23 protein-coding genes and 2 tRNA genes are annotated in these 24385 nt (G+C 71.8%); 12 read left to right on the top strand and 13 right to left on the bottom strand.

The genetic code is table 11. From position 1 onward, the window contains the following. Positions 1-38: 38 nt before the first annotated feature. From tig to SOM35_RS01750, 3 genes are all read right to left on the bottom strand, one after another. Positions 39-1382, bottom strand: coding sequence for a trigger factor (tig, locus tag SOM35_RS01760; RefSeq protein ID WP_320514168.1), 1344 nt, complete (start codon positions 1380-1382; stop codon positions 39-41). A 36-nt stretch (positions 1383-1418) separates the two neighbouring features. Next, positions 1419-1495, bottom strand: a tRNA-Pro gene (locus SOM35_RS01755). 127 nt (positions 1496-1622) lie between these two features. Next, complete coding sequence (locus tag SOM35_RS01750; RefSeq protein ID WP_111075984.1) at positions 1623-1886, bottom strand: hypothetical protein; 264 nt, start codon at positions 1884-1886, stop codon at positions 1623-1625. A 53-nt stretch (positions 1887-1939) separates the two neighbouring features. Between SOM35_RS01750 and SOM35_RS01745 the strand changes: the two genes are divergently transcribed. The 7 genes from SOM35_RS01745 to rbsD all read left to right on the top strand — a co-directional run bounded on the left by SOM35_RS01745 (position 1940) and on the right by rbsD (position 8493). Next, a tRNA-Gly gene (locus tag SOM35_RS01745) sits at positions 1940-2013 on the top strand. 467 nt (positions 2014-2480) lie between these two features. Further along, positions 2481-3539, top strand: a complete 1059-nt coding sequence (locus tag SOM35_RS01740; protein ID WP_221850679.1) for a LacI family DNA-binding transcriptional regulator — start codon at positions 2481-2483, stop codon at positions 3537-3539. Between the two features lies 1 nt (position 3540). After that, positions 3541-5058, top strand: a complete 1518-nt coding sequence (locus tag SOM35_RS01735) for a sugar ABC transporter ATP-binding protein (RefSeq protein ID WP_320514166.1) — start codon at positions 3541-3543, stop codon at positions 5056-5058. A gap of 97 nt (positions 5059-5155) precedes the next feature. Then, the gene (locus tag SOM35_RS01730; RefSeq protein WP_320514165.1) at positions 5156-6127 is read left to right on the top strand and encodes an ABC transporter permease; all 972 of its coding nucleotides are present in this window, start codon (positions 5156-5158) and stop codon (positions 6125-6127) included. A 73-nt stretch (positions 6128-6200) separates the two neighbouring features. After that, entirely contained in the window at positions 6201-7151 is a 951-nt protein-coding gene (locus SOM35_RS01725; protein ID WP_320514164.1) for a substrate-binding domain-containing protein, read from the top strand. Then, positions 7148-8113 carry a ribokinase gene (locus SOM35_RS01720; RefSeq protein ID WP_320514163.1) on the top strand — a complete coding sequence of 322 codons (966 nt, stop codon included), beginning with the start codon at positions 7148-7150 and terminating at the stop codon, positions 8111-8113. Before SOM35_RS01725 ends, SOM35_RS01720 begins: the two co-directional genes overlap by 4 nt. After that, a complete protein-coding gene (gene rbsD / locus SOM35_RS01715) occupies positions 8110-8493 on the top strand; it encodes a D-ribose pyranase (protein WP_320514162.1) in 384 nt (127 codons plus the stop codon). Before SOM35_RS01720 ends, rbsD begins: the two co-directional genes overlap by 4 nt. 56 nt (positions 8494-8549) lie before the next feature. Here rbsD and SOM35_RS01710 read toward each other — a convergent pair whose 3' ends face one another. Genes SOM35_RS01710 through SOM35_RS01695 form a run of 4 tightly spaced genes read right to left on the bottom strand, consistent with a single transcriptional unit; the run spans position 8550 to position 10449 of the window. Further along, positions 8550-8867 (bottom strand): transcriptional regulator, encoded by a 318-nt coding sequence (locus SOM35_RS01710; protein ID WP_320514161.1) that lies wholly within the window; start codon positions 8865-8867, stop codon positions 8550-8552. Continuing rightward, the gene (locus tag SOM35_RS01705) at positions 8864-9352 is read right to left on the bottom strand and encodes a hypothetical protein (RefSeq protein ID WP_320514160.1); all 489 of its coding nucleotides are present in this window, start codon (positions 9350-9352) and stop codon (positions 8864-8866) included. The genes SOM35_RS01710 and SOM35_RS01705 overlap by 4 nt, the downstream gene beginning before the upstream one ends. Positions 9353-9385: 33 nt before the next feature. Then, positions 9386-9925, bottom strand: coding sequence for a GNAT family N-acetyltransferase (locus tag SOM35_RS01700; RefSeq protein WP_320514158.1), 540 nt, complete (start codon positions 9923-9925; stop codon positions 9386-9388). Then, positions 9922-10449 carry a GNAT family N-acetyltransferase gene (locus tag SOM35_RS01695; RefSeq protein WP_320514157.1) on the bottom strand — a complete coding sequence of 176 codons (528 nt, stop codon included), beginning with the start codon at positions 10447-10449 and terminating at the stop codon, positions 9922-9924. Before SOM35_RS01695 ends, SOM35_RS01700 begins: the two co-directional genes overlap by 4 nt. A 53-nt stretch (positions 10450-10502) precedes the next feature. Between SOM35_RS01695 and SOM35_RS01690 the strand changes: the two genes are divergently transcribed. From SOM35_RS01690 to SOM35_RS01670, 5 genes are all read left to right on the top strand, one after another. After that, the gene (locus tag SOM35_RS01690; RefSeq protein ID WP_320514156.1) at positions 10503-11129 is read left to right on the top strand and encodes an HAD family hydrolase; all 627 of its coding nucleotides are present in this window, start codon (positions 10503-10505) and stop codon (positions 11127-11129) included. Between the two features lie 27 nt (positions 11130-11156). Beyond that, positions 11157-11822, top strand: coding sequence for a CatA-like O-acetyltransferase (locus SOM35_RS01685; protein WP_320514155.1), 666 nt, complete (start codon positions 11157-11159; stop codon positions 11820-11822). Positions 11823-11863: 41 nt separating this feature from the next. Then, positions 11864-12439 carry an RNA polymerase sigma factor gene (locus SOM35_RS01680; protein WP_320514153.1) on the top strand — a complete coding sequence of 192 codons (576 nt, stop codon included), beginning with the start codon at positions 11864-11866 and terminating at the stop codon, positions 12437-12439. Continuing rightward, a complete protein-coding gene (locus tag SOM35_RS01675) occupies positions 12439-13209 on the top strand; it encodes a hypothetical protein (protein WP_320514151.1) in 771 nt (256 codons plus the stop codon). The genes SOM35_RS01680 and SOM35_RS01675 overlap by 1 nt, the downstream gene beginning before the upstream one ends. A gap of 299 nt (positions 13210-13508) precedes the next feature. Further along, on the top strand, positions 13509-14822 hold the full coding sequence (locus SOM35_RS01670) for a nucleotide disphospho-sugar-binding domain-containing protein (protein ID WP_320514150.1): 1314 nt from the start codon (positions 13509-13511) through the stop codon (positions 14820-14822). Here the strand turns inward: SOM35_RS01670 and SOM35_RS01665 are convergent. From SOM35_RS01665 to SOM35_RS01640, 6 genes are all read right to left on the bottom strand, one after another. Then, on the bottom strand, positions 14797-15333 hold the full coding sequence (locus tag SOM35_RS01665; protein WP_320514148.1) for a hypothetical protein: 537 nt from the start codon (positions 15331-15333) through the stop codon (positions 14797-14799). The genes SOM35_RS01670 and SOM35_RS01665 overlap by 26 nt on opposite strands. Positions 15334-15351: 18 nt before the next feature. Then, positions 15352-15990 carry a TetR-like C-terminal domain-containing protein gene (locus SOM35_RS01660; protein WP_320514146.1) on the bottom strand — a complete coding sequence of 213 codons (639 nt, stop codon included), beginning with the start codon at positions 15988-15990 and terminating at the stop codon, positions 15352-15354. Next, positions 15983-16843: an alpha/beta fold hydrolase gene (locus tag SOM35_RS01655; protein WP_320514144.1), complete on the bottom strand. Its 861-nt coding sequence runs from the start codon at positions 16841-16843 to the stop codon at positions 15983-15985. Before SOM35_RS01655 ends, SOM35_RS01660 begins: the two co-directional genes overlap by 8 nt. A 66-nt stretch (positions 16844-16909) precedes the next feature. Next, the gene (locus SOM35_RS01650; RefSeq protein ID WP_320514142.1) at positions 16910-20242 is read right to left on the bottom strand and encodes a GH92 family glycosyl hydrolase; all 3333 of its coding nucleotides are present in this window, start codon (positions 20240-20242) and stop codon (positions 16910-16912) included. Positions 20243-20256: 14 nt separating this feature from the next. After that, positions 20257-21231, bottom strand: coding sequence for an endo-beta-N-acetylglucosaminidase H (locus SOM35_RS01645; protein ID WP_320514141.1), 975 nt, complete (start codon positions 21229-21231; stop codon positions 20257-20259). 123 nt (positions 21232-21354) lie between these two features. Then, complete coding sequence (locus SOM35_RS01640; protein WP_320514139.1) at positions 21355-24384, bottom strand: alpha-mannosidase; 3030 nt, start codon at positions 24382-24384, stop codon at positions 21355-21357. Between the last annotated feature and the right edge of the window lies 1 nt (position 24385).

The raw sequence follows: 24385 nt of genomic DNA, 5'->3' as shown, positions 1-24385 counted from the left end.
GCTGGCACCGTGCCTCCCGTTCGTGCGGATGGTCGCGACTACTTCGCGTCGGCCTCGGCCGACCCGTCGTCGGTGTCGGTCGACTCGTCGTCGGCGACGTCGGCGACACCCGCGGTGAACGCGGAGAGGTCGACCGGGTTGCCGGCGGTGTCCTTCACGGTGACCTTCGACAGGACCGTGGCGACGGCCTTCGAGCGAGCCACCTCGCCGACCATGCCGGGGATCTGGCCGTTCTGGTCGATGACCTTGATGAACTCGGCCGGCTCCATGCCGTACTGCGCAGCGGCCTGGATCAGGTACTGCGTGAGCTCTTCCTGCGAGACCTGGATCTGCTCCTTCTCGGCGATGGAGTCGAGGAGGATCTGCGAGCGGAAGGCCTTCTCGCTGGACTCGGCGACCTCCTTGCGGTGCTCGTCGTCCTCCAGACGGTTTTCCTGCTCGAGGTGACGGTGGACCTCGTCCTCGATGAGCTTCTCGGAGATCGGGATCTCCACCGACTCGAGGAGCTGCTCGACGAGCTTGTCGCGAGCGGCAGCGCCCTGGCCGAAGGTCTTCGACTTGGCGATCTGCTCCTTGAGGTCCGCCTTGAGCTCGTCGAGCGTGTCGAACTGGCTCGCGATCTGGGCGAACTCGTCGTCGGCCTCGGGGAGCTCGCGCTCCTTGACGGCGGTGACGGTCACGGCGATCTGGGCGGTCTCGCCCTCGCGGTCGCCACCGACGAGCTTCGACTCGAAGGTGGTGGACTCGCCGGCGGTGAGGGACTCGAGCGCCTCGTCGATGCCCTCGAGCAGGTCGCCCGAACCGATCTCGTAGGAGACGCCGGTGGCCGAGTCGACCTCGTCGTCACCGATGGTGGCGGTCAGGTCGAGCTGGGCGAAGTCGCCCGAGGTGGCCGGACGGTCCACGGTGACGAGGGTGCCGAAGCGCGTGCGGAGGTTCTGCAGCTCTTCGTCGATCTCGTCGTCGGAGACCTCGACCGCGTCGACCGTGAGCTCGAAGGAGCTGTAGTCGGGCAGGTCGAACTCCGGACGGACGTCGACCTCGAAGGTGAGGACGAGGTCGCCGGAGAAGTCCTTGACGTTCGGGAGCTCGGCGACGTCGGCCTCGGCACGGCCGAGGATGCGCAGCTCCTGCTCGTCCACCGCCTGGCGGTAGAAGGTGTCGATGGCGTCGCCGACGGCGTGGTTCAGGACCTCGCCACGACCGACGCGCTGGTCGACGATCGCCGGCGGGACCTTGCCCTTGCGGAAGCCGGGGATGTTGATCTGCTCTGCGATGTGCTTGTACGCGTGGTCGATGCTCGGCTTGAGATCGTCCGGCGTCACGTTCACGGTGAGCTTGACGCGGGTGTCGCTCACCTTGTCGACGGTGCTGGTGGCCAAGGGATGTTCTCCTGTTGGTTGACGTTCGATGTGACCTGGTCGGGGCGACAGGATTTGAACCTGCGACCTCCCGCTCCCAAAGCGGGCGCTCTACCAAGCTGAGCTACGCCCCGGTACGAGGGCCAGGATCGTCGCGTGCGCCGTTCAGCGCGCGGGCAGGACGAGTCCAGCCCAGCGACCTCGACGAGTCTAGCGGGCTCCAGGTGCACGATCCCCGGTAGGACTCCCGGTTGTGGGAAGTCAGTCGTCAGCGGCTCGCCGCAGACCCCGTCGCCACTGCACCCCGACGACGACCTGGACCGCCAGGGCAGCCACCCCGAGGAGCAGCCCGGCGACGATGCGCCACACGTGCAGCAGGGCGTGCCAGGGCTGGGTCTGCGGGTCGCCGAACAGGTCCGGGCGCAGCGAGAGCACCACCGCTGCCAGGGCCACCAGCACGTAGGACAGCACCCGGGAGCGCTTGATCGTGCGCTGCGACGACTCGTCCGGCGGCGGCAGGATCATGGGGGTGTCGATCGTCCGGTATGGTGGTGGGGCTGCGACACGTGCGCAGGCGCGGGGATGTAGCTCAATGGTAGAGCCCCAGTCTTCCAAACTGGCTACGCGGGTTCGATTCCCGTCATCCCCTCCAAATCCGGGCTAGCACTGTGCATCCGGGCTGGCACTGCGCCGATCCGCGATTCCCGTCATCCCCTCCAAATCCGGGCTAGCACTGCGCATCCGGACTGGCACTGCGCCGATCCGCGATTCCCGTCATCCCCTCCAAATCCGGGCTAGCACTGCGCATCCGGGCTGGCACTGCGCCGATCCGCGATTCCCGTCATCCCCTCCACTTCCCTCTTCCAGCGCCGACCGGCGCCGTTCTCGTACGCCGTCTGAACGGCGCTACTCGGCGCCGGTCTCCCGCTCCGCCTGGCCGGCGCTGCTCGGGCGCGCCCTGGTCCCGCTCGCCCGAGTCCTCCGTGACGACGACAGTCGCGTCCCGAGCACATGCGCACAGCCTCGGCGGTGCTTGACATCAGCCGGGCGCGGTCCGTAGGGTCATGGAATCGATTCCATGGAATCGATTCCACGACTCGCCCAACGGAGTGCTCACCGATGAACACCGTCACCATCAAGGACGTCGCCGCCCGCGCCGGCGTCTCCGCAGCGACGGCGTCCCGCGTGCTCTCCGGCAACGCCGCCACCAGCGAAGAGTCCCGCCGAGCAGTCGAGCAGGCCGCGAAGGACCTCGACTTCCGGCCGAACCTGCAGGCCCGCGCACTGCGCTCGACCCGGTCGGACACGATCGGCCTGCTGGTCTCCGACGTCCGCAACCCCTTCTTCGCCGACCTCGCCCACACCATCGAGCAGGCGGCACTGGCCGAGGGCTACGTCACGCTCCTCGGCAACGCGAACGAGCGCGCCGACCAGCAGAACCGGTACCTCGACACGCTCATCGCCCGTCGGGTGGACGGCGTCATCGTCGCGCCCCAGGGCAACGACACCGGCACCGTGCAACAGCTCGTCGACCGTCAGGTCCCGACCGTCTTCGTGGACCGCGTGATCCCCGGCCTCGACGTGCCGAGCGTGACGACGGACAGCAGCACCGGCATCCGCCAGACCGTCGAGCACCTCGCCGCCCTCGGCCACACCCGCATCGGGTACATCGCCGGCCCGCAGAGCGTCTCGACCGGCCGGGAGCGCTTCACCGCCTACCAGGACGCCGTCGCCGCAGCCGGGCTGAGCGAGGACCCCGACCTCATCGTCTTCGGCGACTTCCAGGCCGCGTCGGGCTCGGCCGGGGTCACCACCCTGCTGCAGCTCGCCGACCCGCCGACCGCGATCTTCGCCGCGGACAGCCTGATGGCGGTCGGGGCGATCGCGATCCTGAACCGCCTCGGGCTCCGACTGGGGCGGGACATCGCCCTGGTCGCCTTCGACGACATCGAGTGGTTCTCGCTGCTGGAGCCCGCGCTCTCCGTCGTCGCCCACAGCGTGGAGGACATGGGCCGCGTCGCCGTGGACCTCCTCCGCGACGTCATCGACGGTGGCCGTCCCGAGTCCGTCCGTCTGCCGAGCGAACTGATCGTCCGCGCTTCCTCGGCCACCCCCATCCGCCCCGTCCGGCCGGCCGCATCGTCGCGCCCCGCCGCAGAGCAGCACCCGGAGAACTGACATGGCCCAGACACCGCTCCTGACCCTCGACCGCGTCAGCAAGTCGTTCGGTCCGGTCCAGGTCATCACCGACGTCACGGTCGACGTCCACGCCGGGAAGGTCCAGGTCCTCCTGGGCGAGAACGGTGCCGGCAAGTCGACCCTCATCAAGATGATGTCGGGGATCCACCAGCCCGACGGCGGACGGATCCTGGTCGACGGAGCCGAGGTGAGCCTCCCGACCGTCACGGCCGCGGAGCGGCTCGGCATCGCGACGATCCACCAGGAACTCAACCTGGTCGGCTCGCTCAGCGTCGCCGAGAACGTGATGATGGGCCGGATCCCGACCCGCTTCGGGCTGGTCGACCGGAAGACGCTGCGTCGTCAGGCCGAGGCCGCGCTCGCCGTGATCGGACTCGACGTCGACGTCGACACGCCCGTCGGCGAGCTCGGCATCGCCCGGCAGCAGCTGGTCGAGATCGCGAAGGCGCTCAGCGTGGAGGCGCGGATCCTGATCCTGGACGAGCCCACGGCAGCACTCACCCGCCACGAGACCGAGGCACTCTTCCGGGTCGTCGCCGACCTCCGCGCCCGGGGCGTGGGGATGCTGTTCATCAGCCACCACCTCGACGAGATCGCCGAGATCGGCGACACGGTCGCCGTGCTCCGCGACGGACACTTCGTCGCCGAGGTCCCGGCGTCGACCCCGGAGGACGAGCTCGTCCGTCTGATGGTCGGCCGGAGCATCGAGGAGCAGTACCCGACCGGCAGTGCCGTCGTGGACCGCGCCGACCCGGTCCTGCGCGTCGAGCACCTCACGGCGGCCGGTCGGTTCCAGGACGTCTCCTTCGACGTGCACGCCGGCGAGATCGTCGGCATCTCCGGACTCGTCGGCGCCGGTCGGACCGAACTGGTCCGGGCGATCGCCGGGGCGGACGGCTACGACAGCGGAACGGTCACGGTCCGCGGGCGGAAGCTCGGCAAGGGCAGCGTCGCCGGGGCGATCCGCGCCGGCATCGGTCACGTGCCGGAGGACCGCAAGGGCCAGGGCCTGGTGCTCGGTGCCTCGGTCAACGACAACCTCGGCTACGCCACGCTCGCGTCCAGCGCCCGGGGCGGACTCGCCGACTTCGCCGGACAGAAGCAGCGTGCCGAACAGGTCGCGGCCCGACTCCGGATCCGGATGCACGACATCGAGCAGCCGATCGGATCGCTCTCCGGCGGCAACCAGCAGAAGGCCGTCTTCGGGCGGTGGATCCTGGCCGGCTCGAGCGTGCTCCTGCTCGACGAACCCACCCGCGGCGTCGACGTCGGAGCGAAGGTCGAGATCTACGAACTCGTCAACGCCATCACCGCGGCCGGAGGCGCCGTCGTGATGGTGTCGAGCGAGCTGCCCGAGGTGCTCGGCATGAGCGACCGGATCCTCGTGATGCGGGACGGCCGGATCGCCGGCGAACTCGACGGCGCCGATGCCACCGAGGACGCCGTGATGACCCTGGCGGCCCGCGACGTCCCGGACACCGAGGCCGACGCCGCCTGAGCCGTCGGTCGTCCGAGCGACTCCTCCCCGCACGGCCCGACACGGCCGCGCGCCCTCCCCGCGTACAGCGCAGTACCCACCAGAAAGCACAAGCCGCATGTCATCGACCACTGTGAAGGCCCCGAACCGGTCCTCCTCGTTCACGAAGTTCCTGGCGAACAACGGCGCCCTCGTCGGCCTCGTCGTGCTCTGCATCGCCCTCTTCATCGCGACGCCGGACTTCCTGACCGGCCGCAACATCCTCAACATCGGCATCCAGGTGTCGACCGTGGCCGTGCTCGCGTTCGGTGTCACGTTCGTCATCGTCGCGGGAGGCATCGACCTGTCCGTCGGCTCCGTCGCGGCGCTGTCGGCGATGGTCTCGGCCTGGTTCTTCGCGACCGCGGGGCTGCCCGGCTGGCTCGCCCTGGTCGGCGGTCTCGTCGCGGGGCTCGTCACCGGCGTCGTGAACGGTCTGGCGAGCGCCTACGGCAAGCTGCCGTCGTTCATCGCGACCCTCGCGATGCTCAGCGTCGCTCGTGGTCTGACGCTCGTGCTCTCCGACGGCAAGCCGGTGCCGACCTCGCCCCAGGTGTCCTTCCTCGGCGGGGACATCGGCCCCGTGCCGGTGCCGATCATCGTCCTCGTGGTCGCCGCCCTGATCGCGTCGTTCATCCTCAACGGCACCGTGATCGGTCGGAGCATCTACGCCGTCGGCGGCAACGCGGAGGCGGCACGGTTGTCGGGCCTCCCGGTCAAGCGCATCGTCGTGGTCGTCTTCGGCCTGTCCGGGCTGTTCGCCGCACTCGCCGGTCTGCTGCTGGCGGGTCGCCTCGACTCCGCGCAGCCGCAGGCTGCCAGCGGCTACGAGCTCGACGCGATCGCGTCAGTCGTCATCGGAGGCGCCTCACTCGCCGGTGGTGTCGGCCGGATCTCGGGCACCTTCATCGGCGCGCTCGTCCTCGTCGTGATCCGCAACGGGCTGAACCTGCTCAACGTCAGCTCGTTCTGGCAGCAGGTCGTCATCGGCCTGGTGATCGCCGTCGCCGTCGGCTTCGACGTGCTCCGCCGCAAGACGCGCAGCAGCTGACGCGCGTCCCCCCACAGCTTCCTCACTCCCCCCCCTCCCCACTCCCTCTCCCTCTCCCCCAAAGGAATCAACGATGAAGTTCTCCTCCTTCCAGAAGGTCGCCACCGTCGGCGTCGTCGCCGGCCTGGTCGTCCTCGGCACCGCCGGGTGCAACCGCACGAGCAGCACCGGCGCCTCGGGTGGCGGCGACATGAAGATCACGCTCGCCCTCTCCACGCTCAACAACCCGTTCTTCGTCGAGGTGCGTGACGGCGCGAAGGCCGAGGCGAAGAAGCAGGGCGTCACCCTCGACGTCGTCGACGCCCAGAACGACTCCGCCCAGCAGGCCAACCAGTTGCAGACCGCCTCGAGTGGCAGCACGAAGGCCGTCATCGTCAACCCGGTCGACTCCGACGCCGCCGGCCCGAGCGTCACCGCCCTGAACAAGGCGAAGATCCCGGTCGTCGCCGTCGACCGCACCGTCAACGACGCCTCGGTCGACTCGTTCATCGCGAGCGACAACGTCGCCGGTGGCAAGCAGGCCGCCGACGACCTGGCGAAGGCGATCGGCGAGAAGGGCGAGATCCTCGTCCTGCAGGGTCAGGCCGGCACCTCCGCCAGCCGTGACCGCGGCAAGGGCTTCGCCGAGGGCATCAAGGCCTACCCGGGCATCACGGTGGTCGGCAAGCAGACCGCGAACTTCGACCGCGCCACCGCACTCGACGTCACCACCAACCTGCTGCAGGCCCACCCCGACGTCGTCGGCGTCTTCGCCGAGAACGACGAGATGGCCCTCGGCGCGATCAAGGCCCTCGGTGCGAAGGCCGGCACGAGCGTCAAGGTCGCCGGCTTCGACGGCGAGGCCGACGGCCTGAAGGCGATCGAGGACGGCACGCTGAGCAGCTCGGTGGCCCAGCAGCCCGCCAAGCTCGGCGCGCTGGCGGTCGACCAGGCCGTCAAGGCCGTCTCCGGCAAGGCCGACAAGACCGTCCAGGTGCCCGTCGTGTCGGTGACCAAGAGCAACGTCGGAGACTTCACCAAGTGAGCCGTCCCACCGGAACCGTGGTCGTCGTGGGTTCGCTCAACGTCGACCAGGTCGTGACCGTCGATCGCCACCCAGCACCGGGTGAGACGCTCGTCGCGACCTCCTTCGCCCTGCTGCCCGGCGGCAAGGGCGCGAACCAGGCGGTCGCGGCCGCCCGCCGAGGTGCACCGACCGTGATGGTGGGGAGCGTCGGACGCGACGGTGCGGCGCAGGTGGCCACGAGCCTCCTGGCCGACAGCGGCGTCGACGTGACGCACGTCAGCGCGGTCGACGTCCCCACCGGGCTCGCGACCGTGACGGTCGACCGCACCGGCGAGAACACGATCGTCGTGGTCCCCGGGGCCAACGCGTCCACCGGTGCGGAGGCCGTGCTCGCGGCCTCGGACACCGTCGCGTCGGCCGCCGTGGTCGTCCTGCAGGGCGAGGTCCCTGCAGACGGCATCGCGGCCGCCGCCACGGCGGCGACCGGGCGGGTCCTGCTCAACCTGGCCCCCGTCGTGCCGGTCGGACGACAGGTCGTGCTCGCGGCCGACCCGCTCGTCGTCAACGAGCACGAGGCAGCCCTCGTCCTCGCGCAGCTCGTCCCCGACACCGTGGTGCCGTCCGACGAGGCAGCGCTGGTCGGAGCGCTGCGGTCGCTCGGCATCCGTTCGGTGGTCGTGACGCTCGGTGCACGCGGTGCGCTGGTGTCCGACGGTGAGCACGACGCCGGCGACCGGCCCGTCGTGGTCGCCGTGCCGTCGCCCCGGGTGACGGCGGTGGACTCCTCGGGCGCCGGCGACGCCTTCGTGGGCGCGCTGGCGGCCGGGCTGGCCGCGGGCGAGCCCCTGCTCGAGTCGGCTCGACAGGCCGTCCGCGTCGGTGCATTCGCCGTGCAGGGCGTCGGCACGCAGCCGTCCTACCCGACGCTCGACGACGAGCTGCCGCGGGTCGAGACCGAGGACGCGGAGGTCCGCGCGTGAAGAAGAGCGGGATCCTCAACGCCGAGCTGAACGCCGGACTGAGCCGACTCGGGCACGGGGATCTGGTCGTCGTCGCGGACTGCGGACTGCCGATCCCGCCCGGGGTGCCGGTCGTCGACCTCGCCCTCGTGCACGGCGTCCCGCGGTTCGTCGACGTCCTCGACGCACTGCTCGGCGACGCCGTGTTCCAGGAGTGCATCGCGGCGTCCGAAGCCGCAGGCACCGAGGCCGACACCTGGCTGGGCGACCGGTTCCCGGACCGCCGTTGGGTGTCGCACGAGGCGCTGAAGGCGATGTCCGCCGAGGCACGGCTGTTCGTCCGCACCGGCGAGGCCACGGCGTTCGCGAACGCGGTGCTGGTCTGCGGCGTCCCGTTCTGACCGTTCCCGCGGCGCTGCCGGGCTGACGTCAGCCGGTCTCGACCGGCCGGACGGCGTCAGCCCAGCAGTGCGCGCAGTGCCGCGACGTGTCCGCGGTAGGCGGTTCGTCCCTCCGGGGTGAGTGCCAACCACGTCTTGACGCGCCCCTTGCCGGTCGGCTTGCGCACCGTCAGGTACCCGGCGTCCTGCAGCACCTTGACGTGCTTGCTCGTCACCGAGTCGCTCGCGCCGAGCACGTCGCGCACGACCGAGAACTCGGCCTGGTCGAGCGGCTCGAGGAACGCGCAGATCTGCAGGCGGTTCGGCGCGTGGACGACCTCGTCGAACGCCCCGCCCCCGCCGCTCCCCCGGCCCGTCGTCCGCGTGGTGGTCACGAGACCCGGACCCGGCCGCGACGCAGCTCGGACCGGAGCCGACGGTCGAACCGGCTGCCGGCCACGACCATCGCCAGGGCGACGACCACGGCCAGGACCCACACCGGCCACCGGAGGCCGGTGGACTCGTGCAGGACGAAGGCGGCGAGCACGGCGACCATGTCGAAGACCCCCACGGCCACAGCCCACCACGTCGCGGACCCGGCGCGGAGCCCGGAGACCCACACACCGGTGAGTCGTCGGTAGGCCGAGACGAGCGTGATGATCCCGGCGAAGAAGACGAGGAGCACGACCACGCGGACGAGGGCGTCGCCGAGCACGTAGCCGACCAGGTACCCGCCGCCGAGCAGGCCGAGGACGGGGTGGTACCACCACGGTGTCACCAGACGATCGGCGACGGAGGCCCGGGTCGCGTCGACCGCGGCGAGCGCCTGTCGGGCGTCGGTCGGGTTCTCGTGGTCGACGTGCGGCGAGTCATTTTCCATATCGGCAAGTCAATCACTTGCCGTTGCGGAAAGTCAATGGCCGGACGACACCGGAGGGTCGTCGCGCAGCCGCTGGAACATGCGGTGGTCCTGCCACCGGCCCGCGATCTCCAGGTACCGCGGAGCAAGCCCGTACTGGAGGAAGCCGTTCCGGGCCAGGACCCGCTGGGACGCGGTGTTGTGGACGAGGGTCTCCGCCTGGACCCGGTGCAGGCCGAGGTCATCGAACGCGTGCCCGAGCGCGGCGGCGACCGCCCGGGTGGCGAGACCGCGGCCGGTGCGGTCCTCTGACAGCCAGTACCCCATCGCGCACGACCGGAACGGACCGCGCACGATGCCGCTGAGCGTCAGACGTCCGGCTACCTCACCGGCGGCGTCGAGGACCACGAACGGTACGCTCTCGCCGCGACGGTCGCGCTCCAGGGCCAGGTCGATGTCCCGCCGTTGCCCCTCGAGGGTCTCGTGGTCGTCGGCGCGGATCGGACTCCACGGGGCGAGGAACGCCCGGTTGCGGACGAGCAGGTCGGCGAGCGCCGCGCTGTCGTCCGGTTCGACCAGACGGATCACGGTCATCGCGGGCGCCCGTCGAGCACCCGGACGAGTTCGAGCGTGTCGCCCGCCGTGAACCCGATGGGCCGTGTCCGCCCGGTGGGGACGAACCCGTGCCGCGTGTAGAAGCGTCGCGCTGGCTCGGCGTGCTCGTCCACGTACAACCGGAGGCGCGTGGCACCTCGTCCGTGCGCCCACCGGAGGATGCCGTCCAGCAGTGCGTCGGCCACCCCGTTCTCGCGCCCGCGGCGGTCCGGGGACACGAAGACGCCGGTGAGGACGGGGTCGGCCCCGTCGTCGTCGTGGCTCTGCGCGCTCATCATGCCGATCCACCGGCCGGTGTCGGTCTCGACGGCAGCGAGGCTGGTCGCGTCCTCGGCCTGGCCACGCCGGGCTCGGAGCCGCCAGTCGTCCTCCGTCATCGCGAGCGTCGTCTCGAGGGTCGCCCCGTAGGAGATCGGGTTGTCGGTCGCGTTCTCGATCCGCAGGCCACGCACCAGCGGCCAGTCGTCCTCGACGGTTCGGCGGACGGAGAACGAGACGGCCATGACAGCGACCGTACCGGGCTGTGCGCTCACGGCCGGGGTGCGAAGATCGGCGTGTGCAGAACGGACGAGTCCCCACGGGCCTCCGGGCGGTCGTCTTCGACGTGGGCGAGACGCTCGTGGACGAGTCCCGGATCTGGTGGCGCACCGCCGAGCTCGCGGGCGTCCCACCCTTCACGCTGATGGCGCTCCTCGGCGCGCTGATCGAACGGGGCGAGGACCACCGCGAGCTGTGGCGGATCCTCGGGGTCCCGCACCCGCCCGTTGCGCCGCCGATCGAGGCGGTCGACCTGTACCCGGATGCGGTCGCGACGCTGGAGGCGGTCCGAGCCCACGGCCTCCTGGTCGGCATCGCGGGGAACCAGCCGGCCGGGGTCGAGCAGCAGCTGCGCGCGGCCGGTTGCGCGCCGGACTTCATCGCGTCGTCGACGTCCTGGGGCGTGGCGAAGCCGTCGCCGGAGTTCTTCGACCGGGTCGTGGCCGCGTCCGGCTACCGGGCCGACGAGGTCCTGTACGTCGGCGACCGCCTGGACAACGACGTGACGCCGGCGCGGGCGGCCGGGATGCGGACCGCGTTCCTCCGTCGCGGACCGTGGGGGCACGTGCACGCCGAGCGAGCCGAGGCCGGCCGGGCCGACCTGCGCCTGGACTCCCTGGACGACCTGGTCCGCGCGCTCCCCTGACGACGTCTCGGCTCTAGGCTCGAGACCATGGGGACCCTCCGACCGATCGACCTGTCCACCTGGCCTCGGCGTGAGCACTTCGCGCACTACCGCGACCGCGTCCTCTGCACGTACGCGGTGACGGTCGACGTCGACGTGAGCGAGCTGCGGTCGGCCCTCAGCGGAACCGCGGTGAAGAGCTCGATCGCTGTCATCTGGGCCCTGTCGACGATCGTGAACCGGCACCAGGAGTTCCGGATGGCGCTCGATGCGACCGGCGCTCCCGCGGTCTGGGACGTCGTGCACCCGGCCTTCACGGTGTTCAACCCCGAGCGAGAGACGTTCGCGAGCGTCTGGACACCGCACCGTGACGACTTCGCGAGCTTCCACGACGAGGCGGCGGAGGTCGTCGACCGCCACCGCACGGCGACGACGCTCTTCCCGCAGGCCGACACCCCGGCGAACACCTTCGACGTGTCGAGCATCCCGTGGGCGTCGTTCACCGGGTTCACGCTGCAGATCGGAGACGGGTGGGACCACCTGCTCCCGATCATCACGCTCGGTCGCTACCGCCAGTCAGCGGACCGGACACTGATGCCCGTCGCGGTCCAGGTGCACCACGCGGCGGCGGACGGGTTCCACACGGCACGACTCGTGAACGAGCTGCAGGAGTTGCTGGCGTCTCCGGAGTGGGCACTGGCGGTCGTGCGCTGACGAGTTTGTAACGCCGGAGCCGTGACCGGACACTCCTCAACGTGCAGGACGAACAGGACGACAGCGCGACGTGGGCACGAGCCCTCCGCGACGACGGAGCAGCGTTCGCCCTGCTGTTCGACCGGCACCGACCGCGGGTCCACCGACGCGCGCTGAGCCTCACCGGGAACACCCACGATGCCGAGGACGTGACGGCAGCGGCGTTCTACGAACTCTGGCGACGACGCCGCAGCGTGACACTCGTCGCTGGCTCGGTCGCGCCGTGGCTGCTGGTCACGACGGTCAACCTCACGCGCAACCACCGCCGGGCTGCCGCCCGCTACCGCCGGCTCCTCGACGACCTCCCCCGGAGCGATGCCGTCACGCCCGCCACGGACGCCGAAGGACTGGAGGCCCGGGACCGTCTCCGAGACACGATCCGCCGACTCTCCCCCGTCGACGCGGCGCTGCTGGTGCTGACCGGCGTCGAGGAGATGCCGATCTGGCAGGCCGCCCAGGCGGTCGGCCTCACGCCCCCGGCGGCACGGGTCCGCCTGCACCGGTTGCGCAAGCGCCTCCAGCACGATCTCCACGACCTCCGCCCCAGCGTCCGCAACGCCCCGGAAGGCACCTCCTGATGAGCACCGACATGCACCCCGACACCGCTGCGGCGATCCGTTCCGAACTCTCGGCGATCGGCACACGGCAGAGCACCCTGCAGCGCCGGCAACGACGTGCGCGGATCGCCGTCTCGATCACCGCCGTCGCCGCGGTCGCCGCGACGACCAGTGCGGCTGCGCTCGTCGTCGCCGGACTGCCCGGGACGACGACGACGGCAGCCGTCGGGCGGACGACCACCGTGACGCACACCGGGCCCGCCCGGATCGACATCGGCGACGCCCCGGAAGGCGCGGGAGCCGTGATCGTCGACGTCACCTGCCGCAACGACGTCGGCATGGTCACCGTCCCCACCGTCGGTCAGGGGGCGTCCGGGGTGCACTGCCGGATGCGACGGACGATGCACGTCGTCGACGGCCGACTGCCCGAGCAGGGGACGACGACTTTCAGCGTCGAGGCGTCTGCCGACACGCGGTGGACGGCGACGCTGCAGTACGCCACCGCGGTCACGTCGGCATGGGGCGTGAACGGCCGGGGCCAGACCTACGGCGTCCCGAACGCGTCGGGGCAGCCGGACCTGGTGCCGGCGACGGCGGACAACGGCCGGAAGGGGTGGATCCGATCGACCGATGTCGACGGTGGGGACGTGGTCGAGTCCGACGGCACCACCGTCATCGGGCACACGACGGTGGGCGTCGCCGAGGAGGTCCCCCTCGACCAGGGCATCATCGACGACCTCGGCTCGGTGCGGACCGCTCCGCCGACGCCGACGCCGTCCGGGGGCCACTGACCGGGCGACCGGGCATCCACCGATCAGTGGGTCGGCCGTCCGCCGGACCGGGGACCATCAGCGGTTCCACCGACGCGCACCGACGCTGACCGAGCCCACGATGGTCCGGTGTCCCGTCGGCGCGCGCTGACCCCGCGCCATTCGGTGCGGCCACCGCACGGGCTGTGGCCACGTTCATGGAGTCGACCCGCGGCTCCGCCATACGATCGTCTGTCGAACGCCGTCCTGCCCGACGACGGCCGGGGTGGTCGACGCGATCGGCCGCTCTCCTGCACCCGCCCCCGAACCGACCGAGGACCATGTCGTCGTACCTGCTCTGCGCCCCACCCGTCTACGGTCACCTGGCACCGCTCGTCGCCGTCGGACGAGGTCTCGTCGTCCGCGGACACGAGGTCACGATGCTGACGGGCGCGAAGTACCGCGACCTCGTCACGGCGGCGGGGATCCGGCACGTGCCGCTGCCCGCGAGCGTCGACTTCGACGACGGACACCTGGAGGAGGTGCTCGCCGACGCCAGCAGTTCCCGTGGCATCGCCCGTGTCCGCGAGGGCATGCTCGCCGTCTTCGTCCGGGTCATCCCGGGCCAGTACCGGGCGATGCGTGCGTTGCTGGACCGCGGCGGGTTCGATGCGGTCCTCGGCGAGGCGGCCTTCACCGGCCTCGCGCCCTACCTCGCACTGCCGCCGGAGGACCGCCTGCCCGTCCTCGGCGTGGGGACGACACCGGTGACGATGGGGAGCGTCGACACGGCTCCGTTCGGCGCCGGGCTGCAGCCCGGACGGGGACCGATCGGCGCCCTGCGCAACCGGCTGCTCACCGCTGCGCTGCGACCGGCGCTCACCCAGCCGCTCCGTCGCGCGGCCGACACGATGCTGGCGCAGGTGGGCGCGCCGCCGTCCCCGATCGACACCTTCGACTTCGCCTACCGGTGCTTCGACCAGCTGTTCCAGCTGGGTGTGGCAGAACTCGAGTACCCCCGGCGCGAGCTGCCCACCTCGGTGCACTTCGTCGGACCGTTGCGTTCGACCGACGACCCGCGTCACGCCGAGGACCTGCCGGACTGGTGGTCGGACCTCCGCCTCGGCCGCCCCGTCGTGCACGTGACGCAGGGCACGATCGACAACGTCGACTTCGGTCGACTGGTGGTCCCCACCCTGCGCGCCCTCGCCGCGGAACACGTGCTGGTCGTCGTGAGCACCGGCGGACGGCCGGTCGACGAGGTGGAACGTGCGTTCGGCGGCGCGTTGCCCGGGAACGCACGGGTGGCGACCCACCTGCCCTACGACCGCCTGCTGCCGCTGTGCGACGTCGTGGTGACGAACGGCGGGTTCGGCGGGGTGCAGCGAGCCCTGGCCCACGGTGTCCCCCTCGTGGTCGCGGGCTCGACCGAGGACAAGCCCGAGGTCGCCGCCCGGGTCGCCTGGGCTGGCTGCGGGCGCGATCTGCGGACCGGCACGCCTCGGGACCAGGCCGTCGGCCGTGCGGTCACCGAGGTGCTGACGTCACCGACGTTCGCGGCGCGGAGCCGGGAGCTCGCGGCGGCCATCGCCCGACTGCCCGATCCGGTGGACGTCATCGAGGCCGCCCTCACCGCGGCGGTCGCGGGGCGGTGAACTCGGCCCACTCCTTCGGGCAGTGCTCTGCGAACCACGCCTCGACCTGGTCGGTGCCCGGGTGCCCGCGGGTGGCGCGGACGAGCCGCTTCCGGCCCCGCTGGCCCCGCGCGATGACGGTGTGGAACGTGCGGCCGTTGTTCGACTGCACCTCGAGCTGGAACCGGCCGATGTCCTCCGGGCGGACGGTCTTCGGCTTCCGGAACCCGGAGACGACATCGAGGTGTCGTTCGTACCCCTCGATGCGCGAGCGCCGGGTCGCTGCGGCCGCGAGGAGCATGAGCACGCCGGGGCCACAGAAGAAGAAGACCGAGAAGCCCGCCATGGTGGCGGCGTCCGGTTCGCCGGAGAGGCCGTCCCGCAGCGCCGTGACCGCCCCGACGAGGACGATGCCCGCCCCGAAGACCGCGATCCCGATCCAGAGCCACGACGGCCGGTGCGCGGTGAACAGCGGCTGTGCGCGCTCGACGGCCGACTTCCGCCCGCCCCAGGTGTTGATCGTGTCGCTCATGGTCCCCCCGCGAGCAGCCTAGCGAGCCGCCGCACCGCCGCCGTCGACGACCGCCCGGCCGTTCCCGCCGACGGCCCGTCCGCCCCCGCCCGACGCCCGTGCCCGCAGCCCCTGGTCGAGGAAGTCGATCATCCACGTGAAGCTCTCGTCGACGTCGGTGCCGAGCTGGAACCCCCCGGGCACCTCGAGCGTGGCGAACCCGTGCAGCATGCTGCGGAGCATCCGGAGCGCGTGCACCTCGTCGGCCGGGTCCAGTCCGTAGTCCCGTAGGACGGTGACGAACGCCGACAGCGACTGGTCGAGGGCCGTGGCGAGTGGGTCGTCGGCGTCCGCCGGCCGTCTGCCGGTGGTGGCCGCGTAGCGGCCGGGGTGCTGTTGCACGTACCGGCGGACGGTGCGCGCGGCGGCGACCAGGGCCTCCCGTCCGGTGTGTCCGCGCGTCGCGTCGGCCAGTTCGTCGGTCAGCTCGGCGGCGGCGAGCGCGGCGATCCGCCGGGTCAGGTCCGGGAGGCCCGCCACGTGCTTGTAGAGCGACGGCGGCTTCACGCCGAGCCGGTCCGCGACGGTGCTCATGCTCAGCTGCGCGAGGCCGTTCTCGTCGGCCAGGCCGGCGGCGGCCGCGGTGACGACCGCTGCGTCGAGTCCGGCCCTAGGCACGGTCGCCGCCGGTGGTGGTCGCGGTCAGGGTGCGGCCGAGGAAGGGCAGCACGAGCGCCAGGACCTCGGCGGGCGTCTCGGTGTGCGGGTAGTGGCCGGCGCCGTCGATGACGGCGAGGTCGCCGAGTCCGGTCGGCAGGTCGGCGAGGATGCGGCGGCCCTCGGCGGCGGGGTCGGCCCAGTCCGGGTCAGCGCCGCCCTGGACGACGAGGACGGGGCAGCGGACGTCCGCCAGTCGGGCTCCGGCGTCGGCGGGGGTCGTCTTGGTCATGGCCTGGAGGGCCGCCATCCGTCCGGGACGTCGCAGTGCGTCCTCGATGCGGCCGCGTTCCACGGCCCAGTCGCTGGGCTTGGTGGGGACGGCGAGGTCGAGGTAGGCGAGCCACCCGGGCAGGCTGCCGGCGGCCATGACGCGGAGGAGCTGGACCGTGCCGGAGCGGTGGTGGTTCCGGTTGCGGAGGAACCCGCGGAGGTCGAAGGACTGCGCCCGGGTGAAGGGGGCGAGTTCGACGACGCCAGTGATGACGTCCGGTGCGTCGGCGGCGGCGATGGTGGCGGCACCGCCGCTGATGGACTGGCCGACGACGACGGCCGGACCGCCGAGGTGTCGGACGACGGCGACGAGGTCCCCGGCGATGTCGGTGCGGGAGTACCCGGCCCATCCGGTGCTCGAGTCGCCGCAGCCGCGGATGTCGACGTTCGCGACGCGGTACCCGGCGGCGACGAGTCCCGGCACCATGAACCGGTACGAGTGTCGGCTGTCCCCCATGCCGTGGGCGAGGACGACGAGGGGTCCGGTGCCGCTGACGTCGACGGCGATGGTGCCGCCGTCGCGTTCGATGTGTTCGAGCATGGTTGCCTCCTGGCTACGAGTGTTAGCCAAAAGCTAACACCCATAGCCGGAAGCGTCAACACCCGGTCAGGAACCGCCGCCGTCCGCCGCGATGAGCTGCAGCTGCGTCAGCGCGATCGGCGTCAGCGCCTCGAACGTCAGCATCCCGCCGTCCACCCCGCCGGCGAACGGGAACACCCGCGTCTGGCCGTCCCGGTCGAACACCTCGTCCCGACCGTCGAGCACGTGCACCGCCGCACCGTCGGCGTCCCGCAGCACGATCCGCCACGACCCGGTCCCCGCGGCGGCGACGGTCACCGTGACGAGCGAGGCCGCCGACACCGTGACCGGCACGACGACCGACTCCCCGGCCCCGAGCGACACGACGCTCAGGCCGGTGTCGTCGGTGAGGGGCGACACCCCGACCGGCAGCACGTCGTCCGGTGTGTCCCGGTACCCGTGCAGTGCGGAGGCCGACGTGGGGCGGGTGTCCGCCGCCCAGCCCTGGGGCGTCTCGGCGAGCGCCACGTCGATGTGCGACGCGCCGACCACGACCGCGTGCGGGATGCTCACCGACTCCCAGGGCTCCCCGTCGACCGTGACCGACGCGATGTACGCCCCGCTGCCGGTGGTCTCGATGACGGTGGACGCGCCTCCCGCCCGGTGCAGCACCGTCCGGCGGACCGACGGCGGCACGATCACGTAGGTGCCGGTCGACGGTGCCAGCGGGTAGAGCCCGATCGTGGCGAAGACGTACCACGCGCTCATCTCGCCGTTGTCCTCGTCGCCCGGGTACCCCTGGCCGAGGTCGGAGCCGACGAACAGCCGCTCGAGGCACTCGCGGACGACACGGTGGGCGTCGTCGTGGCGGCCGGTGGACATCGGGAAGAACGGGATGTGGTGCGCCGGCTGGTTGGACAGGCCGAGCATCCCCATCCGGATGTCGCGGGCCTCGGTCATCTCGTGGATCGCGAAGCCGTAGGAGCCGGAGCGGTCGGTGCCGCCGGTCTCGCGTCGCGCCCAGAAGCGGGCGAACGCATCGTCGAAGGCGGCCGGTCCGCCGTGCAGGTCGACGACCCCGGCGACGTCGTGCGGGGCGGTGAACATCGTGCCCCACGCGTTCGTCTCAGTGTAGTCGCTGCCCCACACGTCGGGGTCGAAGCCCCCGTCGGGACCGGCGCCACGCCAGCCGCCGTCGGGTGTGCGGCCGATGAAGAACCCGCGCTCGCGGTCGAAGACGTTCCGGTACTGCAGTGACCGCCGCGCGAACCACTCGTGTTCCGCCCGGTACCGGGCAGCGCCGCTGTCGTCGCCGGCCGCGACCGCCCGGTCCGCCATCGCGTTCGCCAGCACCGCGACGCCCCAGTCGTTGATGGCCGCGTCGAGCGTCCACGACATGCCCTCGCCGGTCGCCGTGTCGACGTACCCGCGGAACAGGCCCGGGAGGCTCCCCTTCCGCCCGACCCGCCGGTCCCGTGCCGGGACGGTCGCGTTGCGCACCGCGGACCGGTACGCCTGCGCGACGTCGAACCCGTCGACGCCCTTCACGACGAGGTCGGCGAAGACCGTGTCGCTCGTGGTGCCGGTCATCACGTCCTCGGCGCCGGGGGCACTCCAGCGCGGGGTCCAGCCGCCGTCGGTGAAGTGTCCGACGACGCCCTCGGCCAGGTCGGCCGCGGTGTCCGGGGTGAGGAGCGCGAGGAGCGGCCAGGCGGTCCGGTAGGTGTCCCAGAACCCGTTCGTGGTGGTGAGCGGTCCGTCGACGACCTCGGGGCCGGGCTCGTCGCGGATCGGCTCGGACAGGACGTCGCCGTACGGGGACCGGTGTCGGGGGCGTCCGGCGGGGTCGCTCTCGCGGACGAGGGCGGTCTCCCCCGCCCGGGTCGGGTAGAGGAACGCCCGGTACAGCCCGGAGTACAGCGACACGAGCTGGTCCGGGGTGGCGCCCTCGACCTGCAGCGTGTCGAGTTCGGCGGTCCAGCGGTCCTCGGCGTGGCGGCGCATCGTGTCGAAGTCCCCCGCGGCGCGGAGGTTCGCGGCCGCGTCCTCGGCGGAGACGGTCGAGATGCCGAGCAGGACGTCGGTGTCGCCGGACACCTCGACCCGACCGCGGAGCAGTCCGTCGACGAACGTGGTGTGGTCGGCGACGGCGTTGGCGATCCGGAGGTGCACGTGGTGTGGCGGCGTCTCGGCCCGGTCGTCGAGCAGGGCGTCGACGACCGCTGTGCCGTCCTCGAGCCGGACGGTGCACGAACGGAGCACGCCGTGGTGGTCGAGGACGATGCTCCGGACGCCGGTGAAGCGCCACGCCAGGGCGAACTCCCCGGCGGTCATCTCGGCGGTGACGTCCTGGTCGAGGGTGACCCGGTAGCGGTGCGGGCCGTCGAGCTCGTCGACGTGGTCGAACCCGAGCGCGCGGGCGGTGCGGTCGACGTCGGGGTCGGTCAGCGGGGACGGCATCACCTGGAACACCCCGCGGTCGGCCATCCACGGCGACGGCAGGTGACTCGTCGCGAAGGCCTGGATCGTCGGCCGGTTGTCGCTCGGTCGGTTGTGCTCCTGGTAGGCGTACGGCCACCGGCTGTCGGCGGCGTTCGTCATCGGCAGGCCGAACACCCCACCGTGTGGCAGGCCGACGAGCGGGGCGTTGTTGCCGCGCGAGAACGTGCCGGACGAGTGCGTGCCGCGGGTGGTGCGGACGTGGTCGAGGGGGCGGGCGTCGGCGGGCGGGGCGCCGGTCGCGGGGCCGGCGGGCTCGATGCGGACGTCGTCGAGCCAGCCGCGGACCGGGCGGTCCGCGGCAGCGGCGCCGTCGTCCGTACCGGTGGCGACCGCGCCGGCGGAGATCCAGCCGGTGGAAGCCGCGCCGGTGGCGGGGGCGGGCTGGTCTGCGCGGCCGAGGCGGGCCTCCAGGCGGTCCACCACCCGGCCGACGTGCGCCGACAGTTCGACGGTCCGCCGGTTCCACTGGTCGACCCACTGCTTGCGGGCGTCGTCCTGTGCTTCGGGGGTGACCGCGTCGCCGTACTGGTCGACGGCGCGAGCCTGGTCGACGGCGCCCGTCTGGTCGAAGGGGTGCGCGCCCGACGCTCCGTCGCTCAGCCGGGTGCCGTCGGTGAAGACGATGTCGAGTGCGAACGCCGTGGCGGCCCAGAACCCGTCCAGGTCCCGTTCGGCCGGTTCGGTCTGCCCCGCGGGCAGGGACCGTTCCGGGAACCAGACCCAGGTCAGGACGTCGGTGGGCCCGACCTCGTGACCGTCGAGCCCGGGGACGACCACGACGGTCGTCCCGGGGCCGGTCCGTTCGACCGGCGTCGCCTCGTGCGAGACGAACCCGACCCCGTTCCGGGCCGCGACGGCGGTCGACGGGCCAGCGGTCGTCGGGCCGGCAGCCGAGCCGCCACGGCGTTCGTCACTCATGGACCCGTCGTCTCCTACTTGTAGACGGCCGACTGGCCGTAGAGCACCTTCGTGAACCCGGACACGTACGGGCTGACGTCGCCGTCCGGCAGGTTGTACGTCATGAAGACGCCGTACCCGTCGGCCTTGCTGCGCTGCGCCAGGCTCACTGCGGTCGCTGCCGGGGTGTTCTGGATGTCGATCGCGGCGGCGGACAGCTTCGACTTCCCGACCCCCGGGATCGTCGGCGCCGTGTAGGTGCCGTAGTAGGGGTTCCAGGCGTAGTCGAGCTTCTTGCCGATGGACGGGTTCGCGGTCTTCAGGGCGTCGGACGACGGGCCGATGTCGTAGAACGAGATGATCTTGCCCGGCATGTCCGCTCGGAGCGCCGAGATCAACCACCCGATCGACTGTTCGTTCGGCTGCGGGGTGCCGTCCACGCCGTAGTCCGAGTACTCGTCGTCCAGGTCGACGCCGTCCAGGCCGTACTGCTTCACGGTGGCGGCGACCTGCGCGGCGAAGTCCCGCGCCTCGGCCTTCGAGGTGAAGTTCGCGAGCCCGGTGCCCTGGTGGTTCCCGAGCACGGAGAGCGTCACCTTGATGCCCTTGGCCTGCAGCGGACGGATCTGCGTCGCCGCCTGGTCGAGGGTGCGCTGCACGTTCTCGTTGGCGTACAGGACCGCGTCGCCGTCGGCGTCGCGGTTGATGTTCGCGGCGAAGATGATCGCCACGTCGAACGCGTTCGCGCCGTTCTCGAGCGTGTACCGGCCGACGTTCCGCAGTTCGTCGTTGTTCACCTCGACGTACGCGATGCTCGTCGGCCCGGTCTTCGTCGGGGCGCCGTGGCCCGGCCGCCCGTGCCCCTGCCCCTGGCCCCCGTGGCCCTGGCCGTGCCCGTGCGATGCCGCGGCCGGCCCGCCCGGTGCTGCCGATGCGGCGGCGGGCACCATCGGTGCCGCCACCATGGCGACCAGCGCCGCCACGATCCCGATCTTCATGGACTTCTGCATGTCACTCCTCTTCGAGTGGTGTCCGCGGCGACGAGGTGCCGCCGCGGGTCCACGACCGACCGGCCGTGGACCCGCCGCCGGGACACCCGAAGTCCCGACGGCGGGGGTCTCAGCGGGCGCCGGTCAGCGGCCGCTCCGCGGGAAGCGGAAGGTGCGGACCTCGAAGGCGTCGACCGCGAAGGCGGCCACACCGTCGGTGACCGCCGCGACGCCGGGCAGTGCCGGGTCGGCCTCTTCGAGCAGCGTGACCTCGACCGGCTCCCCGAAGGGCCCGTCGACGCCCAGTCCGCCGATGCCCCGTCGTCCGGCCGGCTCGTACACGCGGACGACCAGGTCGCCGGAGCGGTCGTCGGCGAGCTTCACGGCCGACACCACCACGTCGCCGGAGGCCTGGACGAGCGGCCCGAAGCCGTGGTCGCCGGTGACGGTCCGGGCGGCGCTGTTCATCGCCGTGCCGGCCGCGGTCGCCCCGATCACGTCGGTGCCGATGACCAGGCCGTACCGGTGGGTCTGGACGCCCTGGTCGGTCTCCGGGTCCGGGAACCGCGGCGCCCGGAGCAGCGAGAGCCGCAGGGTGGTCGTGACGTGCCCGTCGACCGAGTCGCGGGTGACGTCGAACCCGTGGATCGAGTCGTTCACGAGCGCGACGCCGAACCCGGGCTCCTCGGCGAGCACGTAGCGGTGCATCGACGTCTCGAACTTCGCCGCCTCCCACGAGGTGTTCGTGTGGGTCACCCGCTTCTGCGCGCCGAACTGGGTCTCCGCGATGGTGTGCTCGGCGCGGACGTCGAGCGGGAACGCCACCTTGAGGAACTTCTCGGTCTCGTGCCAGTCCGTGACCTGCGCGAACTCCAGGGTGCGGGCCTCCGGTGCGAGGGTGATCTCCTGCGTCACGGTCGACTCGCTGAACGCCCGCGAGACGGTGACGCGGGCGGTGCCGTCCGCGTCGACCGAGCCGCGCACGGCGGTGACGTCGACCAGGTCGTCGACCCGGTTCCGGTAGTACCGGTCGACGTCCCATGCGTCCCACATGTTCGGGAAGTCCTGGTGCAGCTGCAGCAGGTTCGCGACCTGCCCGGGGGCGATCGCGTCGCGTCCGGTGGTCAGGTCGACGGCACTCGTGACGAGTCCACGGCCGTCGACGACGACGCGGACCAGCTCGTTGGTGAGCACGAACCCGCCGTCGGCCTCGGTGAGCGACACCGCGGTCGTCGCCGGGACGTCGGTCGCGACGACCGCGCTGAGCGCTCCGGTACCGGCCTGGAGGACCGGGGCCGGGTTGACGACGACCGTCCGGTCCCCGTTCCCGGCGAGGGCCGACAGGGCGGCGGCGATGAGGGCCTCCAGACGGTCCGCGACCTCGGCGTACCGCTCGACCGCCTCGCGGTGCACCCACGCGATCGAGGTGCCCGGCAGGATGTCGTGGAACTGCTGGAGCAGGACCTGCTGCCACAGTGCGTCGAGTTCGTCGTACGGGTACGCGAAGTCGGTGCGGGCGGCGGCCGTCGCGCACCACAACTCCGCCTCGACGAGCAGGTGCTCGCTGCGGCGGTTGCCCTGCTTGGTCTGGTGCTGGCTGGTGAGCGTCGCGCGGTGCAGCTCGAGGTAGAGCTCGCCGACCCACACCGGCGGGTTCTCGAGCTCGGACTTCGCACGGTCGAAGAACGCGTCGGGGTGCTCCCAGGTGACGCGGGCGCTGCCCTCGAGGTCGGCCAGCCGTGCGGCGGTGCCGGTCATCTCGCGCGTGGTGCCACCGCCGCCGTCACCCCAGCCGACCGGGGCGATCGAGCCGGAGGCCAGGCGGTTCTCGCGGAACTGGCGCGAGGCCTTCGCCACCTCGGAGCCGGACAGGCGCGAGTTGTACGTGTCCATCGACGGGAAGTGCGAGAACACCCGCGACCCGTCGATGCCCTCCCAGAGGAACGTGTGGTGCGGGAACTTGTTGACCTGGTTCCACGAGATCTTCTGCGTGAAGAACCACTCGAAGCCCGCGCGGCGCATCAGCTGCGGCAACGCCGGCGAGTACCCGAAGCTGTCGGGCAGCCAGACGCCCTTCGGCCGGATGCCGAACTCGCGCTCGAAGAACCGCTGGCCCTGCGAGAACTGCCGGACGATGCTCTCGCCGGTCGGCATCACCGTGTCGGACTCGACCCACATCCCACCGAGCGGCAGGAACCGGCCGGCGGCGACGGCCTCCTTGACCTTCGCGTAGACCTCGGGACGGTGCTCCTTGATCCACGCGTACTGCTGCGCACTGGACATGCCGTAGAGGAAGTCGTCGGTCTGTCCGATCAGCTCCGTCATGCTCGACGTGGTGCGGGCGACCTTCCGGATCGTCTCGCGCACGGGCCAGAGCCAGGCGGAGTCGATGTGGGCGTGGCCGACGGCGGAGATCCGGTGCGCGGAGGCCTCGGCGGGGGCGGCGAGCACCTCGGCGAGCGCGGCGCGGGCGTCGGGTGCCGTCTCCGTGATGTGCTGCAGGTCGAGGGCGTCCAGGGCGTCGTCGAGCGCCTGCAGGATCCGCATCCGGCGTGGTCCCTGCGGCAGTTCCTCCTGCAGTTCGAGCAGGACGTCGATGTCGAGCGCGAGTTCGTGCACCTCGGACGCGAACACGGCCAGGTCCATCCGACGCGACGTGTACAGCCGCTTCCGGGACGAGGTCCGGATGTCGCCCTCCTGCGTGACGAGGAAGGGGTGGTAGTCGAGCAAGACGGGGTTGGACGCTGCCTCGACGAAGAACTCGACGGTCTCGCCACCGACGGCCTCTTCGGCGAGGAGCACCCACTGGTTGCGGGGGTTGATCGACTTCACCGGGGTGCCGTCGGACAGGTACACGAGTCCTTCGCACTGGAAGCCCGGCATGTTCTTGTCGAACCCGAGGTCGACGATCGCCTCGACGCGCTGCCCGGCCCACTCGGTGGGAACCGTGCCGCTCAGCCGGAACCAGGTGGTGCCCCACGCGGCGCCCCAGGGGGTGCCCACCTCGTACGGCTCGAAGGTGAGCGCGAGCCCCTCGGCGGGGGCGATCGGCTCGCCGGGCAGCTCGTGCCAGGCGGTGTCGAGCGGGACGGCGGTGGCGTGCACCTCGGGCAGGATGCGCTCGTCGAGCACGCGGCGGGCGCGGCCGATGGTGAGCGGGATGTCGTCGTGCATG

Source organism: Curtobacterium sp. CFBP9011, from assembly GCF_034045095.1.
Taxonomy (GTDB): domain Bacteria; phylum Actinomycetota; class Actinomycetes; order Actinomycetales; family Microbacteriaceae; genus Curtobacterium.
The sequence above is the reverse complement of the archived record's forward strand: the minus strand, read 5'-3'. Positions and strand labels throughout refer to the sequence as shown.